The organism is Paenibacillus sp. JJ-223, assembly GCF_927798175.1.
Lineage (GTDB): Bacteria > Bacillota > Bacilli > Paenibacillales > Paenibacillaceae > Paenibacillus > Paenibacillus hubeiensis.
The window spans coordinates 71,687-87,815 of the sequence record NZ_CAKMMP010000005.1 but is presented as its reverse complement, the minus strand read 5'-3'; the positions used below and the strand labels follow the sequence as shown (position 1 = coordinate 87,815).

Sequence of the window (16,129 nt, the reverse complement as noted above, 5' to 3'; positions counted from 1 at the left end):
GATGTGTTGCGTATTAGACGGCGAGAGAGGGCAAACGGTTCTCGATTATGTAAAAAATCTTGCTCTTGCCTGCGGCCATGAAAGCTAAAGATGTGAGCTCATGCCAAAAACCGCCAGTCTCTCGCTAAAGAGGCGGGCGGTTTGTCGTCGCGGGGCTGCCGGTCGGCGGGTTTCGGAATGGATCGTCAGCTTTTCATTTTCACGATCAAGGGAAGCAGGCGCGCAAGGAGCATGATTCCTGCTGCAAAACTATCGTGCTCCGAGCGCTTCTCTCAAACAGGCGGCGGCAGTTTCATGGCCGCGCTCCAGCGCGATATGCAGTGCATTCCGGCCATCCGCATTCATGGCTGACGGGTCGGCGCCATGCTGGAGCAGCAGCGCAATGATCTCGGCCTGATCCGTATGGTAGGCAGCCGAATGCAGGGCGAATTGTCCGTCGCTGTCAGCGATGTTCGTCGCCGCACCGCGCCCCAGCAGCAGCCGGATTACGGCGGTGGAGCGTTCGCCGGCAAGCGCCGCGTGCAGCGCCGTGTTGGAAGGGATATACGAAACCTTGGAATGGGAGACGGCGTTGACATCGGCTCCGTAGTCCAACAAGAGTGCGGCCGCTTCGCTTTGGCCAAAATGGGCGGCGTACCCGAGCAGCGTCAACCCATCCCCGTTTTCGGCATTGGCCAGCTCCGGATGTGCGGTTAACAGGGCTGCTAACGTGGCTGTATCGCCATGCTGGGCAGCTGTGAACCATTTTTCCAAGGATTGTGCGTCTTGAGTCATAAGCAAAGACCTCCATTCGCAAAAAAGATAACGTGTAACGAAGCACGGCGTTTGATGCCGCTCCAAGCTTTTGAAGCAGCATACAATCCATCGCGCATCGTCCGTCCTTCCCTGATTATAACGATGCGGGAAAACGTTCGCTTCTTCATTCTCACCTGTTTAATCGCGCTTGCGAGGGCGGCTCGCCGAATCGTCTGGCAAACAACGAGCTGAACGTGCCCAGACTTTCGAATCCGACGGCGAAGCAGATGTCTGTGACCGAACGGTCCGTCGTTTGCAATAACCGCATGGCGGCCTGAAGCCTGCATTCTGTCAAGTAACGGTGGGGCGAGATGCCGAAGACGGCTTTGTAACTGCGCAAAAAATGGTTGACCGACAATTGGGCGACGGCTGCCGTGTCGGCGAGTGACGGGGACTGGTCGTAATAGGCGGTCAAGTATTCGTGTCCCAGATAAGCCCTGCGATACAGCTCTTTCCTGGTAGAGAGCTTGGCGGCCGAGAGATTGTCCATTTCCTTGCGTACATCCTGGTGCAAGCGGAGTAAGCGCACGGCCAGGTCATGCATCCGTTCTTCCCATCCCCAGGCATCCAGCGTTTTAAGGCGATGAAGATGCCGCAGTTGGCGCAGGGTTTCTCCAAGACTGCTTTGCATGGAGTGCGTGCGTTCGACCCATTCGAAGCTTTTCGTGGACCGTGAACCGAACGGGTCGTCCAGCCGTTGTCCCTCGCTCTGCACGAGGTCTTGGCCGATCCTCTCAACGAATCCGTCGGGGAAAAAGACGCAGAAAGACTCCACTTCCGTGGGGGAATCGATATGTAACGCATACTCTTGTCCGGCGTTCAGCACGAGGAAACGATGATCGTCGACGGAAAAGTATCCTCGCCCGGCCTCATATAGGGTGGTTCCTCCACGGAACGTTTTGAGCGAAAGGGCACCGCTGCCCTTCCATGCAAAGCCTGCTCTTGATTCATGCAGGATGAAGGGGAGCAGCCTTGCAGGTTCCGAGTTCCCGCTGTTCATGCCCGCCCATCCTTGGTTCGCTTAACGGCCTCCAGTGCGGGAATGGCGAAGCAGGCCAGAGGGGAAGGCAGGTCGTTCAGCGGAAACCACGCGACCTCCCCGATCGCGCCGCCTTCCTCCATGTTGCGGGCAGAGCCGCCGACAATCCGGGTCGAGTAGAGGAGGGAGATCCAATGCTCCTGCTTCTCGGGCCGAATCGTCTCGGCAGTGCAGAGCAGTTGCTCCACCTCAATATCCAGGCCGACCTCTTCCTTGATTTCACGGATGACCGAGTCTACGGCGGATTCGTAAGGATCGATTTTGCCGCCGGGAATGCTCCAGGTGTGCTGCTCGGGCTGTCGGTTGCGCCAAACGAGCAGTACTTCATCGCGTTCGTTGACAATGACGGCACCTACGCCGATGCGGGGCTGCACAGGTTCCGGCTCAGAAGGCCCGCAGGTCACATCTGCGTTGCCAAGGTCGCTTTCATGTGGCAAAGCCGGGCGCATGGAAAGCGGAAGTCCTGTCCGTTCAGCCCATTCCTCGGCCAGCAGAGCCATGGAAATCAGGTCGTAATGTGCTCCGCCGCGCAATACGGCGGAACGTTGACGGCCCTCCACGCGGAATCCTGCCTTTCCGTATGCATGCATGGCTGCATCGTTGTAGGAAATGACTTCAAGTGCGACCCGGTTCAGGTTCAGCTCGTGAAAGGCATAGCGGAGAATAAGGGCGAGGGCGTCGCTGCCGAAGCCTTTGCCGCGATCTTGCGGATCGCCAATGCCGACCGCCAGACGAGCGGAGCGGTTGTTCCATTCGATCCGGTACAAGGCCGTGAAGCCGACGAATCGGTTGTCCTGCAGCGTGCGCAGCGCAAATTCGAAACCGCCGTCCCGGCGCACGGACGACGTTCCCGCTTCGTCCGGTGTCAGGGGGACGGCAGCATCGGTATCCACGTTGCGAAGGTAGTCGTAATTATCGGTAAATCGGGCGATTCGCAGGCAGTCCTCGGGGCACGGAGCCGTTAGCCTGACTTTGGTGCCCTGAAACAAATCCATGTCGTTATAACTCATAAGGCACCTCTTTTGTCCAGAAAATGTATTGCTGAGTGCCTTCATTATACTATGAAATGCCGTATAAGAAGAAAGAGGCTGTGCCGCAATACATGCGACAGCAGCCGTTCCTGGTGCTGCGATGGTCCGCTTAAGCGAAGAGCGTCAACCAAGCCAATTCCCCCATAAACGAAAAAGAAGAACAAGCTTATGCCGGAGCCATCCTTCGTTCAGGACCACACCTTCATCAATGCTCATTCTTCCCTTTGGATTCAAGGGCGCTGTATGTTTTTTCCATAATAGATTTCGTCCATCTCCAGCTTCAGCCACTCCGTGATGGTCTGCTGCTCGGACTCGCTCAGCTTATTTTTCGTATACCCGAACAGGTAGTTGTCCAGGTCGAATGCCTTCAGCTTGCACTTGGTATGGAAAATGTTTTCCTGATACACGTTGACGTCGATCATGTCGAAGTTCCGTTTGATCTCGTCCGGAATGTAATTCTGGATGGATCCGATGTCATGGTCGATGAACAGCTTGCGTCCGCTCGTATCGCGCGTGAATCCGCGCACCCGGTAGTCCATGATCATAATGTCCGTATCGAACGAGTGAATCAGGTAGTTGAGCGCTTTGAGCGGCGAAATTTCGCCGCAGGTGGAGACGTCGATATCCGCGCGGAACGTGCTGATGCCCTCGCCCGGATGAAATTCCGGATACGTGTGCACGGTAATATGGCTTTTGTCGAGCTGCATGACGACATTGTCCGGCAAAGGGCCCGGCGATTCTTCGAACGATTCCTCCGGTACCTCAACGATCGGGCCTTCGGAGACCAGCATCGTGACGCTGGCGCCTTGGGGCACATAATCCTGTTTGGCGACGTTGAGCACATGCGCTCCGATGATGTCGGCAACGTGGTGCAGAATGCTGCTCAGCCGCTCCGCATTGTACTGCTCGTCAATATATTCAATGTAAGCCTCGCGCTCTTTTCGCGTTTGGGTGTAACAGATATCGTACATATTGAAGCTCAGCGACTTGGTCAGGTTGTTGAATCCATGCAGCTGAATGCGCTGCTCTGGCGTTAAGCTCATGGCGGCCAATCCCCTTTATGCATACGACGCAATGATCGCAGTATTATTACTACGTATACCCTAATCCATGCCAAATAAACATGGGGTCCCTGCGAATAATCGGTTGAAAGGTGGAGATCCACGACGGCATTGCGTGATAAAAAAGAGCAGAACCACGGATTGAAAAGCCTGATCAAGATGTTATAATGGGGGAAGAAAGAGCTTATACTGCAAAAAGAGCCGTGCTGGACACACGACTCTCTGCGCAATAGCCGCTATTAAGGGCGGTGGGCTTTACAGGCGAGATGCAGACTTATAGACCGCAACCTTCGACCGGGGCGGTCTATTTGTGTTTGTCGGACAGCAGCGCTGCGATCAGCAAACCGAAGGTAAGCATCAGCATAAGTGCTTCAAATACTGTCACCAGGCATCACCTCCCTTCCGGGAGATTAGCCGACCGCCCATATCAGCCTTTCCATTGCGTTTAAATTATACCATGTTTGCGTCTAAAAGGCGTAGTCTTCGTACGTACTTGCGTCATTCATGCGCTCATCGTCGGCGATCGATTGAATGTCCTCCGACGTAATCGTGATGAGACGATATTCCTCGTTTTGCTGCTTCTTTTTCAACGCCTTCTCCTTAATGAAGCGCGGGCTTCCTTCACCGGCATCTTCATCATACACAAGCAGCAGCCCATCGCTCTTGCGGAGCAGCAGGTCATCGCGCGCCGTGAACTGCCACGGTCCGACATACGGCTGGCGGCTGATCGCACCGTAATAATCCACGCCCGTCAGAATGGAGCGGTAATACTCCTGCTTGTCTTCCTTCCATTGTTCCTCCGGGTTCAGAAAAGCGGTAATGATCGACAGCTTCAAATGAGGATATTCTTTTTTGAGCTCCAAAACGACTTCGCATGCCCACAGGTCGACGCCATACTGGCCAGGCGTTAATACCCATTCCAATCCATCCTCGACCAACGGGACTAGGCGGGAGGCAATGGCTTTTTTGATAAACGGAATGCCTTCGTGCTTCTGCCCGAAAATTTGCAGCTCATGCGACCGGTATCCGGTAATCAACAAGTTCTTCAGCATCGGTTCCTCCTATCAGACAGCTCGGTTTCCGAATGTTCCAGTTACTTCGCCGGCGGGGCATCTTTGCGGAACGGGTACAAAAATGGTTTGGGTATGTCTGTCTCAAATTTCATGAGCTCACCCGTGGTCGGATGGATGAACGAAAGCACCCGTGCATGAAGGCCGAGACGCCCCAGCGTTCTCGTTCGAGCACCATATTTTTTGTCGCCTGCAACGGGATGGCCAAGCTCTTCCATATGCACGCGAATCTGGTTTTTGCGTCCCGTTTCCAGACGAACTTCAAGCAGGGAGAACTCGCGGTTTGACTGCAGCCGTTTGTAGTGCGTGATGGCATGCTGTCCATCACCCGGACGCGGACTGGAATACATCTTCAGCGTTTTGCTTTCCTTCAGCCAGGACGAGATCGTGCCGGCTTCTTTGGCTACCTTGCCTTCAACCAGAGCCACGTAGATCCGTTCCTGCACCTGGTCTTTCCAGTTGTTTTGCAGCTTCTGCTGCACTTCTTCGCTTTTGGCAAACATCATGACACCCGATGTATCGCGGTCCAGACGATGTACAACAAAGATCCGGTTGCGCGAATCGGTACGGCGCACATGCTCGGTCAGCTGGCGATAGGCGGTAGTTTCATCGCTTCGGTCTGCGGCGATGGACAACAGTCCGGATTCTTTGGAGATGACGATGATGTCGTCATCCTCATGCAAGATCGTCAGCCCTGCCATGGGCTCAGCTTCGGTCACGCCTTCTTTGCTTACCGACACGACTTGTCCAGGAACGAGGGCGTGGTTATATTGGGTCACGATCTCATTCCCGACCGAAATTTGGCCGCGGCTCAGCATGGATTTGACGGCGTTCCGTCCGGAATTGACATGCTGGAGCAAAAACGAAAGCAGTTCTTCCGCTTCATTCACCTGATACTGGCGGGGAGACTCCGGTTTGCGAGCGGGGATATGCGCCGGCCGTTGGCGAGGTTTGTGCTTATTCGGTTTCTTGGCATCATTTCCGCGCTTTGCCGCGGGAGTGGACTTGGTGCCGTTGCGTTTGTTATTCATTATTATTCATTCTCCTTTAGGACAGCTGTATCGGGTGTGCGATACGGATCCGTTCGTTTCTTCCATGCTGTCCAATATACCATTAAAGGGCATGAATGAAAAATGGGAGGTTGCCTTCCGTAATTCATCCAAGCGGGGTCAGAGGAAGCTTCATAGTATAACCTATCAAACAGGATTGGAGGTGTGACTTTTTGGGAACCTTTCTTGATATGAAGAGTTCGATGAACTCGTCAGGCACAGGTGCGCCTAACGTAGCTTTGAGTCCAACTCCAACATTGTTCGGCATCATTGGATTGGATACGATGCAAACAGTCGGTACGGTCATTACGCTGAACGGCACGGTCGGGGTGACAGGCGAAGTAGGGGACACATTTGAGGTCGTGATTGTCCGGGGAAGTGTATACAATCCGGCGAATGTCTTTTACCGGGCGGTAGGAACCGTATCGCAAAGTGAAGGGCCAGAGTTCCATTCCTTTACAGCACAGGATCTGTTGGCGCCGCCGGCCTTGCTAACCGTATATTCTTCCTATATTTCGGGAGTGTCTACGTCTATTCGTACCGGACCGGAAGTATTTTATGGCATTGCGTCGACGGTGTAGAACAAGTTGCCTTGCGGAGATGAGCCTTCGCATGACGGTCTTTGTTTTGTTCTAGTAACGACTATCTCCAAGATACATGCTGCAGATGGAGAATGATATGATCGACAGGCCATTCCATGCATAACCAAAAACCATTGGTGACATCATCGTCATCAATGGTTTTTTGGCGTTTATGGAAGCAGCGGATTCAGTTGGGCGAACCTTTCAGGATGATATTGTTCGCCTTGCCGAAATCGATGGCGACCTTCCCGGAAAGGGCTGCGGCTTGCTCGGCAAGGACAACGGCATTGACGCCGCAGGAGAAGAGCGCCACATCGAATTCCTCCGGATGCGCCGCAATCCATTGCAGCGTTTCCGGCAAATCATCCCAACCGTCAAAAGGCAACGCTGCCGCAATGTTCAGGTTATAAGGATCTTGGACAAGGGCGTTCTGAAGCTCCTGGATCTCCCGCGTGACGAGCAGCACGCGTTTGCCTGCAAGCAATTGCCAGAAGCGCGGCGTTCGGGCCAAGTCCCGATTGACGCAGGCATGGCAGGTCAATGCCGGCTCGATGCCGTAATAAGCGAACAACTTGTCGGTCAAAGCCCTTTTTAGATAATCCGGCGCTTTGATCGTTTGATCGTCCGGCGGGAGAATGCCGACGATCGTGGCGCGCTGCAGGGAAGCGGCAACCAAATCCCGCAATACTAGATTGGGCAGAGTAAGCCCTTTTTGTCCCTTATTGGCTTTGATTGACCAACGCTCCTGCAGCACCTCTTCCATGGTCCAGACCGTTTCCTGGGCCATGACGATATTTTCCCCATCGCCAACCCTCACAAGGGAGAAGGGGGACCGTTGCCGCAGCGCCGTTTCCAGCTCAAGGAGCACGGCGTCCAATTCAAGATAGCGTGACTTCATGCGAACCCGTCCCTTCTTTTAAATTTAACTGCTCTATTCTATGTCGTTGTTGTGGTAAGGTTGTTGCGCGTTTGTCGGATACGGCGAATGAACAGGGTACATATCAGTCTATTTCTATGAAAATCGGTACGAGTGTCCGTTCCGGTTTGGACTGCTTCTCATACGTTATAGAGATTAATTTCATGAAATAGTATTTTTGATCCACGCAAGGGTGAGCAGCAGTGACATGGGAGTACGAATTCAAAGACCGCCTGAGCTGGGGGGAAATGGCAAGCGTACTTCGGAAATTCATGATCTGATTGGAGGATGCAGCATGATTAAGGGAAAAAAGATTCTGATAACGGGCGGCACGGGGTCCTGGGGACAGAAGCTGACTGAGGTGCTGCTGGAGCAGGACCCGGCCGAGATTCGCATCCTGTCCCGCAACGAATACGCGCAGATCGCGATGCAGCGGGAGTTTGGCCATGATCCGCGCCTGCGCTTCGTCATCGGGGATATCCGGGATTACACCGCCGTGGAAGAAGCCAGCCAGGGGATACAGGTGCTCTTCCATCTGGCCGCGCTCAAGCATGTGCCTGTCTGCGAAGACCAGCCGGATGAAGCATTCAAAACGAATGTGATCGGAACGCAAAACATCATCCGGGCAGCCATATATCACCGGATTCCGAAAGTGATCGACGTATCGACGGACAAGGCGGTTGACCCGATCAACGTGTATGGCATGACCAAAGCGCTTGGCGAAAAAATGATGATTCGTGCGAACGGTTTGAGCGAGCATACGCGTTTCGTTTGCATTCGCGGGGGGAACGTGCTTGGCACGAGCGGCAGCGTTGTGCCGTTGTTTCGTCGCCAGCTCGATGATGGCCAAATGCTCACGATCACGGACGAAGGCATGACCCGGTTCTTCCTGACCCGCACGGAAGCCATTCGTTTGCTGCTCAAAGCGGCCGAAGCGGCAGTCGGCGGAGAGACGTTCGTGATGAAAATGAAGGCGTGCAAAATGACCGATCTGGCCATCGTCATGCTGGAACAGGCGGGGCGCCCGGCCAGCGATTACAAGGTGACCGGCATCCGGCCCGGAGAGAAGCTGCATGAGGTGCTGGTCTCGCCGTTCGAAGCGCCGCGCACGTACAAATATGACGAGCAGTACTACGTTATTTTGCCGCAGGATCCGGATAAACGGCTGAGGGAACAATACGCCGGACTCGCCCCGGTCGCTTTTGCCGAATATCGTTCAGACAGCGAAATGATGGAACGCAAAGGGATTTTACGGTTTTTGCGCGACGGCGGCTTCATCGACTAACGGAAGGGAGGAGGACCCATGGAAACGGATGGGATGGAAGAAACGCAGAAACAAAAGGAAACGGCAGCAGGTCATGTTTCCCGTGCCGGTGGTCGACCTTGGGTCGGGGAGACTCATCAACGCTTCATGATCCCGAAGGCAAGCGAGATCGATGGGGGAAATCCGGTCGGATCGAAGATCTCGGCAGCGTCTGATACAGGGAGCGGACAGAGTGTTGCCACCGGCACGATTGCCTCGATCGATGCGGACCGGATCATGCGCGGCATTAGGGAGCGGTCGCTTCAAGCGGCGGTGATCGGCCTCGGCTACGTGGGCTTGCCGATGGCGATGGAGATGGCTCAGGCGGGCTATCGCGTGCATGGCATCGACATCGACGCCCGCAAGGTATCCCGGCTGCGCGCCGGCGATTCGTACGTCATCGGCATCGACGCCGCGTTGGTGGAGGCGATGAACGAATCGGGGCGCTTCGAGGCGGGAACCGATTACCGGGCGGTGTCGCAGGCTGACGTCATCGTCATTTGCGTGCCGACGCCGCTCACGACGGAGCATGAGCCGGATATTTCGTTCATTACGGCAGCCGTGGACGGCATGCTGCCTTACCTGCAGGAAGGCAGTCTCGTTATTTTGGAGAGCACGACGTATCCGGGCACGACGGAGGAATGCGTCAAGCTGCCGATCGAAGCGGCCAAGGGGTGGAAAGCAGGCCTTCAGTTCCATGTCTGCTATTCCCCCGAGCGGGTGGACCCGGGCAGTGTGCATTACGGGGTGAAAAACACGCCCAAAATCATCGGCGGTTCGACGCCCGCCTGCCTGTCGTATGGAGAGCGGTTCTACGGTTCGTTCCTGAACGAAATCGTGCCGGTCAGCTCGACGACCGTGGCCGAGACGGCGAAACTGTTCGAAAATACGTTTCGCAGCGTCAACATCGCGCTGGTGAACGAGCTGACGCCTGCATGCGAGCAGATGGGCGTGGATATATGGGAGGTGCTGGATGCGGCGGCGACAAAGCCGTTTGGGTACATGCCCTTCTATCCGGGTCCAGGCATCGGCGGCCACTGCATCCCGATTGATCCGATTTATTTATCCTGGGCGGCGGAGCGGAAAGGGGCAGCCTTGCGTTTCATTACGCTCGCAGACGAGACCCATCGTCACGTGCCGAAGCGCATTGTCGAACGCGCGGCGGAGCTGCTGGCCAAGGACGGCGTGCCCATCGCTGGCGCACGGATCGTGCTGGCGGGCATAGCCTACAAAAAGGACATCGATGACCTGCGCGAATCGCCGGCCTTGGACGTATTCCGGCTGCTGGAGGAGGCCGGGGCGGAGGTGGCGTTCGCCGATCCGCTTGTGTCCACGTTCCGCAAGCACGACGGCACGATGGCTCAAGCTCGCCCAGCCTCGCCGCAAACGTGGGCATGGGCCGACCTGGTGATCGTTACGACCGATCACAGCGGCTTCGACTACGAAGAACTGGCGGCGCATGCCCGGCTGGTCTACGACACACGCAATGCCACTGCAGGCGTCGCAGGCGGACGAATCGTCGTGCTTGGGCAGCCAGGGATGTCCGCGGGTGGGCAAGATGGCGAATCATGATCGGGTGAGCGAGCGCTACTACGGGACCGTCAATGCGGAGGCTTCGCATGAAGCGACGCGTGCCCGTATCCACTGGATGTGCCGCCAAGCGACGGGACAGCGCATTTTGGACGTGGGCTGCAGCCAGGGCATTGCCTCCATCCTGCTCGGGCGGGAGGGATTTCGGGTGACCGGCATAGATTTGGAGGACGAGAGCATCCGGTATGCGCGCGAGGAACTCGCCAAGGAATCCCGGCCCGTGCGGAGCAAGGTCGATTTCCTGCTGGCGGACATTACGCAGTGGCGGGTCAGGACGGTGTTCGATACCGTGCTGCTCGGGGAGGTGCTGGAGCACTTCTCCCATCCCGAGGTGCTGCTTCTGCAATTGCACCGGCTGCTTCGCATCGACGGGACATTGGTGGTAACCGTGCCGTACGGATACCATCCCTTCCATGACCACAAGCAAACGTTCTATGCGGGCAATCTGGCGACTTGTTTAATGCCGTATTTCGATGTATACAAGATCGAGATCCATCATAAATATCTATGTTGCGCGGCGCGCAGACGTCGGGAAACCGAAATGCACGTCCAGCCGACCGCCAGCCAACTGGCGGCATGGATGAGCATGGATCATGCCGAATTCGCCGCGATCGAGCAGAGGCACCAGCAGCAGATGAATCAACGCAAAAAGGCGCTGGACAGCGCGGTGGAGCAGCTCAGGAAGCTGAAGCAGGGGCAGGACGGAACGTGACCGGCACGGATGAAATGTCGGATGGGCAGGAAGCTTCAAAGCGGTGAGAGAGTACAAAGACCGTGAGCGTCAACCGGAAGCAAAAAGGTGGAGCCATGCAGTCTGAACGAAGCAGGATGGATTTCGGGGAATAGATTTAGAAAAAAAGTACAGAAGACACCCTCACGGCAATACGCGTAAGGATAAGGAAGGAGCTAGAAACGTGATCACCATCAGCCTGTGCATGATTGTGAAGAACGAGGAACGAACGCTGGCGCGTTGTCTCGATTCGGTGAATGGCATCGCCGACGAGATCGTCATCGTGGATACCGGATCATCCGATCGCACGACGGAAGTGGCCGCGCGGTATACCGACCGGATCTATGCGTTTGCCTGGGAGGACGATTTTGCCGCGGCACGCAATGCTTCGTTCGCCCGAGCCACGCAGGAGTATATCCTGTGGCTGGATGCGGACGATGTGCTCCTGCCCGCGGAACGGGCAAAGCTGCTCGCCTTGAAGGAACGCCTGCCGTCAGGGGGGGAGACGGCAGGCGTGATCTTGAACTATACGCTGGCCGAGGGCCCGGATGGCGGTCCGCTCGTATCGGACCGCCGCCTGCGCCTGGTCAGGCGCGACGCAGGCTGCCGCTGGCATGGGCGGCTGCACGAGCAGTTGACTTTCCCGCCGCAAGGCACGGTGACGGCAGACATTGCCGTCACGCATCGCCGCGAAGCGGACCATCATTCGGCGCGAAACGTGCGCATTCTGCGCAAATGGGTCGCCGAAAAAGGGATAGGGCATGGACGCCTGCTGTATTATTATGCAGGCGAATGTTATGACCGCCGGCGTTACGCGGCTGCGGCGCGGGCGTACGCCGAGCTGTTAAGGCGGCCGGAAGGGCATGCCGAAGACCGGCTCATCGCCTGCGCCCGGCTGGCGGATTGCTACGGGCGGCTGGGCGATCCCGGAATGAAGCTGGGCAATCTGCTGCAGTCGTTTCAGTATGACCTGCCGCATCCCGATTTCTGCTGCGCCATCGCCGCTTGTTTCCAAGACAGGCAGGAGTGGATTGCCGCCATCTACTGGTATATGCAGGCGCTGGACGTCGGCAGTCGCGATCCGGGGCTGCGCCCGGTGCACGTTGCTTGCCGGACCTGGCTGCCTCATGCGGGCTTATCGTTTTGTTACGCCCATACGGGACACATCGGGCAGGCTTTGCTGCATAACGGCAAGGCGTTGGAGTATGTACCCGATGACCCCGGTTTGCTGAGCAACAGAGCCAAACTGGAAGCCATACTGAGCCAAAGCCAGAACGGAAAGCCTTGATATTACGGCGGCTGGAGCAGTGCCCTAGTGTGATTGACTAGTGTGGTTTATACAGTACAACCAAGTGTCGGATCAACCTGTATCATCTCCTAAAAAATGGATCAAGAATGGAAAAGGGACGGCAAGCATGTGCGCCGTCCCTTTGGTTTATGGTTTATTCGTCCGGTCCGTAGCAGCGGACGTATTCATCCTTCATGCGCAGGCTTTTGCAGGCAAAGCCCCAGCCGTCGTAAATGTCCTCCTCGATGTTCAGCGTCACGCTGTCATCGCGGAACTCGCTCCAATTTTCGATCCGGAGCGTATGCTCGTTTTCCCATTGCAAATGGTTATTTCCTTGATATTCCGCACGGTAGATCGTCTTGGTGGTCCAAAGGTCATCAGAGCCCCGCCTTTTTACATCGACCCACTGGGTTGCGCCGCCCGGGGCGCCGCCGTATGGCACGCCGTACATTTCGGCGACAAGTTCACCGCTTGGCGAAGGCATGGAGTAGACGAGGTCTCCCTGGCGGGAGCGGTCAAAGGTGGAAAAGTAGGGACGCAGGTTAATGTACAGCATCGTTGCGACAACGAGTCCGATCAACAAAAAAGTGAACGCGGAAAAAAGCGGATGACGGTGGATCCAGGGCTGACGCGAAGTTTTGCCGGTCTGGTCGTTAACGTTATGATCCATGCAGTAGAGGCCTCCGTAAAAAGAAATATATTACATATAATACCATATTTAGCGAAGGGGACCATAGGTACTTGCTTCGACTTTGTGACAGAACGAAGAGGATAGAATAGAGTGAATGGTAATCTGGCGGATGTCCTGCGCCGGATTTGTCTCACTTGCCCGGAACTGCAAAACACGGTTGCTCATTCGGGCGTGGAACGTTAAACTAGAAGAAGCGGCGTTTGCTTGACGGACAAGTCATGAGAACGCCATTTTGTTGTCAAGGATACGGCATTTATGCCGTGATCGGATGTCAGAATCGGATGAACGAAGCCGGCAATGAACGCCGGTGACACAGTTAGGAGTCTTTAGATGAGCGTGCACATGGCGACCTTGGAAGAAGCGCAGGGTCTTCTGCAAAAATATTATGGATACCCCGATTTCCGTGAGGGTCAAAAAAAGATTGTGGCGAGCCTGCTTGAACAGGCGGACACGCTGGGCATCATGCCGACCGGGGGCGGAAAGTCGATCTGTTATCAGATCCCTGCCCTCTTGTACCCGGGACTGACCCTGGTGGTCTCCCCGCTGATCTCGTTGATGAAGGACCAGGTCGATGCGCTGACGACGGCGGGCATTGCCGCGGCATACATCAACAGCACGCTGAGCGGTCGCGAGGTGAACGACCGCATCCGCGCGGCGCAGCGCGGGGAGCTTAAGCTGCTCTACGTCGCGCCGGAGCGATTGGAGCTGGATTGGTTCCGCGACGAGATGGCGCAGCTGCCCATCTCCTGCGTGGCCGTGGATGAGGCGCACTGCGTATCGCAGTGGGGCCATGATTTCCGGACGAGCTACCTGGCGGTAGCGCCGTTCGTGGATAGTTTGCCGGAGCGGCCGGTGGTGGCCGCGTTTACCGCAACGGCGACGCCCGAGGTCATGCAGGACATTCTGCGGCTGCTGCAATTGCATGAGCCGCAGACGTTCGTGACCGGACTCGGGCGCGACAATCTGGCGTTCAGCGTGCTGCGCGGCGAGAACAAAAAGGACTTCGTCCTGAACTATGCCCGCGAGCATGCGAACGAGCCGGGCATCGTGTATGCCGCGACCCGCAAGGACGTCGACGATCTGCATCAACGCCTGCTGCATGCGGGACTTGCTGCAGGGCGTTACCATGCAGGCATGACGGACGAGGAACGGGCCGAGAGTCAGGAGCAGTTTTTGTACGACGACATCCGGGTGATGGTCGCGACAAATGCCTTCGGCATGGGGATCGACAAGTCCAACGTGCGTTACGTGCTGCATTACAATATGCCGAAAAACATGGAAGCATACGTGCAGGAAGCCGGGCGCGCAGGCAGGGACGGCGAGCCGAGCCAGTGCATTTTGCTGTTCGGGGCGCAGGACATCATTACGCAGAAATTCCTGATCGAGCAGAACCCGATGGAGGGCGACCGCAAGGCGAACGATTACCGCAAGCTGCAGCAGATGGTCGATTATTGTTATACGACGCGATGCCTGCGCAGCGCGCAGCTCGATTATTTCGGCGAAGTGCATGAGGACAAGCCGTGCGGCATGTGCAGCTCCTGCACGGATGACCGCGAACTGGTGGACATGACGATCGACGCGCAAAAAATCTTCAGCTGCATTCACCGCATGCGCGAGCGGTACGGTGTATCGCTGGTGGCGTCCGTGCTTAAGGGATCACGAGCGAAAAAAGTGCTGGATTACGGCTTCGACTCCCTGCCGACCTATGGCGTGATGGGCAACCGTACGGAACGGGAGATTGCCGAGATCATCAACGTTATGGTATCGGAAGGTTATCTGATGCTGTCCGAGGGACAGTATCCGGTCGTGCGGCTGCAGCCCTTGGCGGTAGAGGTGCTGAAAGGCCAGCGCGAAGTGATGCAGCGGGTCGTGCGCAAAACGGCGGCCACCGCCTCGGGCACGAACTACGGCGGCCGTCGCGGCCGCGATGCGATGCCTTCGGCGGTCAACGAAACGATCTTTGAGCAGCTGCGCCTGATCCGGCGCGATCTGGCGGCGAAGGAGCATGTACCTTCGTACATTATTTTCAACGATGCCACGCTGCGCGAGATGAGCGTGGTCTGCCCTGCGACGGAACGCGACATGCTGACCGTCAAAGGGGTCGGCGAGGTGAAGTACCGCAAGTACGGACAGCCGTTTCTTGAATTTTTCCAAAAGCAGAAGGGCGAAGATGCGGGATTGGATGACGATCTCTTTTACGAATATGAATGAGAGGTCGGATCGACGGATGGACTAGGGGAAATCAGTTGGGACATTTGGATATAAATGAGGGTACGGTCGAACATGACGATTTGGTTTATCGGTTGCTGTGGTTAGAGTTGCAACGGATAAGATTACCTGTATATAAACCGCAAAAAACATACACACGTTAACGGAGAGGCAGAACCAATCTGGAGAAGCGAAGCGTTCGCTTAAAAGCATTCTGAAAGAAAGCTGCATCGGAAGCATAGGCTTATCACCGGATTGTCCCCTTAGAAAAGGGGAAACAAAAAATCTGGGATAACAGCGATCGGAAGATGGTACTGCACTCGCAGTGGCCTTGTGTGATTGATTAATGCGGTTTCTATAGTTATAAGTTTAGATCGGATCGGATAAGTTCGGGTGTTTTCGGATTAGGTTTGATTAGCTCGAATTAGTTCGGAGTTGGATCAGTATGATTTCGATGGGAAAAGGACGTCGGAACGTGGAGCAAACCTGAGTACGGGGTGACCTAGCCGCCGGGTGCACGGAATGTCTTTTGAGAGTGGACAAACTGAGTTGGATTGTCTTTTCAGAAGGCGGACATTCGGGAGTGGAGCGAGCTGTTTCCAAGGAGCACAACATGTAGATGGGTAAAGTGGTTGTTTGCCCAGATATAGCGGTTTGAAGGGCCGGGCGAGTGGATGTCTTTTTGGAAATAGTGTCCACTGTTTGGTGGACGAAATGGCGAAATGTCCGTGATATGTGGAATGAATGATGATTGATGAATGATTTGAAAAATGATGA

15 protein-coding genes and 1 pseudogene are annotated in these 16,129 nt (G+C 55.7%); 6 read left to right on the top strand and 10 right to left on the bottom strand.

Annotated features, from left to right (window positions below; translation table 11 throughout):
* Window positions 1-249: 249 nt before the first annotated feature.
* The 8 genes and pseudogenes from L6H98_RS10775 to L6H98_RS10745 form a co-directional block, all read right to left on the bottom strand.
* Entirely contained in the window at window positions 250-774 is a 525-nt protein-coding gene (locus L6H98_RS10775; RefSeq protein WP_236414983.1) for an ankyrin repeat domain-containing protein, read from the bottom strand.
* 151 nt (window positions 775-925) lie between these two features.
* Window positions 926-1,795: a helix-turn-helix domain-containing protein gene (locus L6H98_RS10770; RefSeq protein ID WP_236414980.1), complete on the bottom strand. Its 870-nt coding sequence runs from the start codon at window positions 1,793-1,795 to the stop codon at window positions 926-928.
* Window positions 1,792-2,208: an NUDIX domain-containing protein gene (locus tag L6H98_RS10765; protein WP_236415376.1), complete on the bottom strand. Its 417-nt coding sequence runs from the start codon at window positions 2,206-2,208 to the stop codon at window positions 1,792-1,794. The genes L6H98_RS10770 and L6H98_RS10765 overlap by 4 nt, the downstream gene beginning before the upstream one ends.
* A gap of 93 nt (window positions 2,209-2,301) precedes the next feature.
* Window positions 2,302-2,829 (bottom strand): annotated as a pseudogene (locus L6H98_RS10760) (GNAT family protein); the annotation flags it as partial.
* A gap of 266 nt (window positions 2,830-3,095) precedes the next feature.
* Window positions 3,096-3,908, bottom strand: coding sequence for an adenosylmethionine decarboxylase (gene speD / locus L6H98_RS10755; protein WP_236414978.1), 813 nt, complete (start codon window positions 3,906-3,908; stop codon window positions 3,096-3,098).
* A gap of 322 nt (window positions 3,909-4,230) precedes the next feature.
* The gene (locus L6H98_RS31400) at window positions 4,231-4,311 is read right to left on the bottom strand and encodes a putative holin-like toxin (RefSeq protein WP_356722732.1); all 81 of its coding nucleotides are present in this window, start codon (window positions 4,309-4,311) and stop codon (window positions 4,231-4,233) included.
* Between the two features lie 82 nt (window positions 4,312-4,393).
* A complete protein-coding gene (locus L6H98_RS10750; RefSeq protein ID WP_236414976.1) occupies window positions 4,394-4,978 on the bottom strand; it encodes a DUF1273 domain-containing protein in 585 nt (194 codons plus the stop codon).
* Window positions 4,979-5,019: 41 nt separating this feature from the next.
* The gene (locus tag L6H98_RS10745; RefSeq protein WP_236414973.1) at window positions 5,020-6,027 is read right to left on the bottom strand and encodes an RluA family pseudouridine synthase; all 1,008 of its coding nucleotides are present in this window, start codon (window positions 6,025-6,027) and stop codon (window positions 5,020-5,022) included.
* Between the two features lie 191 nt (window positions 6,028-6,218).
* Between L6H98_RS10745 and L6H98_RS10740 the strand changes: the two genes are divergently transcribed.
* Window positions 6,219-6,626, top strand: a complete 408-nt coding sequence (locus L6H98_RS10740; protein ID WP_236414972.1) for a hypothetical protein — start codon at window positions 6,219-6,221, stop codon at window positions 6,624-6,626.
* Window positions 6,627-6,813: 187 nt separating this feature from the next.
* Here the strand turns inward: L6H98_RS10740 and L6H98_RS10735 are convergent, their stop codons facing one another.
* On the bottom strand, window positions 6,814-7,524 hold the full coding sequence (locus L6H98_RS10735; RefSeq protein WP_236414971.1) for a GT-D fold domain-containing glycosyltransferase: 711 nt from the start codon (window positions 7,522-7,524) through the stop codon (window positions 6,814-6,816).
* Window positions 7,525-7,837: 313 nt separating this feature from the next.
* Here L6H98_RS10735 and L6H98_RS10730 point away from each other — a divergent pair, with 313 nt between their 5' ends.
* From L6H98_RS10730 to L6H98_RS10715, 4 genes are all read left to right on the top strand, one after another.
* Window positions 7,838-8,827: a polysaccharide biosynthesis protein gene (locus L6H98_RS10730; protein ID WP_236414970.1), complete on the top strand. Its 990-nt coding sequence runs from the start codon at window positions 7,838-7,840 to the stop codon at window positions 8,825-8,827.
* Window positions 8,828-8,845: 18 nt separating this feature from the next.
* Complete coding sequence (locus tag L6H98_RS10725; protein ID WP_236414969.1) at window positions 8,846-10,417, top strand: nucleotide sugar dehydrogenase; 1,572 nt, start codon at window positions 8,846-8,848, stop codon at window positions 10,415-10,417.
* Window positions 10,404-11,147 (top strand): methyltransferase domain-containing protein, encoded by a 744-nt coding sequence (locus tag L6H98_RS10720; protein ID WP_236414968.1) that lies wholly within the window; start codon window positions 10,404-10,406, stop codon window positions 11,145-11,147. The genes L6H98_RS10725 and L6H98_RS10720 overlap by 14 nt, the downstream gene beginning before the upstream one ends.
* A gap of 202 nt (window positions 11,148-11,349) precedes the next feature.
* Complete coding sequence (locus L6H98_RS10715; RefSeq protein ID WP_236414967.1) at window positions 11,350-12,453, top strand: glycosyltransferase family 2 protein; 1,104 nt, start codon at window positions 11,350-11,352, stop codon at window positions 12,451-12,453.
* A gap of 154 nt (window positions 12,454-12,607) precedes the next feature.
* Here L6H98_RS10715 and L6H98_RS10710 read toward each other — a convergent pair whose 3' ends face one another.
* Window positions 12,608-13,123, bottom strand: a complete 516-nt coding sequence (locus tag L6H98_RS10710; RefSeq protein ID WP_236414966.1) for a DUF5412 family protein — start codon at window positions 13,121-13,123, stop codon at window positions 12,608-12,610.
* Between the two features lie 351 nt (window positions 13,124-13,474).
* On the opposite strand from L6H98_RS10710, the gene recQ reads away from it, so the two are divergent.
* On the top strand, window positions 13,475-15,355 hold the full coding sequence (gene recQ / locus L6H98_RS10705; RefSeq protein ID WP_236414965.1) for a DNA helicase RecQ: 1,881 nt from the start codon (window positions 13,475-13,477) through the stop codon (window positions 15,353-15,355).
* Window positions 15,356-16,129 lie beyond the last annotated feature (774 nt).

Bases quoted from the DNA above. Each gene is read 5' to 3' on its own strand.
- L6H98_RS10775 (WP_236414983.1), bottom strand. From the start codon at position 774: ATGACTCAAGACGCACAATCCTTGGAAAAATGGTTCACAGCTGCCCAG.
- L6H98_RS10770 (WP_236414980.1), bottom strand. From the start codon at position 1,795: ATGAACAGCGGGAACTCGGAACCTGCAAGGCTGCTCCCCTTCATCCTG.
- speD (WP_236414978.1), bottom strand. From the start codon at position 3,908: ATGAGCTTAACGCCAGAGCAGCGCATTCAGCTGCATGGATTCAACAAC.
- L6H98_RS10750 (WP_236414976.1), bottom strand. From the start codon at position 4,978: ATGCTGAAGAACTTGTTGATTACCGGATACCGGTCGCATGAGCTGCAA.
- L6H98_RS10745 (WP_236414973.1), bottom strand. From the start codon at position 6,027: ATGAATAACAAACGCAACGGCACCAAGTCCACTCCCGCGGCAAAGCGC.
- L6H98_RS10735 (WP_236414971.1), bottom strand. From the start codon at position 7,524: ATGAAGTCACGCTATCTTGAATTGGACGCCGTGCTCCTTGAGCTGGAA.
- L6H98_RS10730 (WP_236414970.1), top strand. From the start codon at position 7,838: ATGATTAAGGGAAAAAAGATTCTGATAACGGGCGGCACGGGGTCCTGG.
- L6H98_RS10725 (WP_236414969.1), top strand. From the start codon at position 8,846: ATGGAAACGGATGGGATGGAAGAAACGCAGAAACAAAAGGAAACGGCA.
- L6H98_RS10720 (WP_236414968.1), top strand. From the start codon at position 10,404: ATGGCGAATCATGATCGGGTGAGCGAGCGCTACTACGGGACCGTCAAT.
- L6H98_RS10710 (WP_236414966.1), bottom strand. From the start codon at position 13,123: ATGGATCATAACGTTAACGACCAGACCGGCAAAACTTCGCGTCAGCCC.
- recQ (WP_236414965.1), top strand. From the start codon at position 13,475: ATGAGCGTGCACATGGCGACCTTGGAAGAAGCGCAGGGTCTTCTGCAA.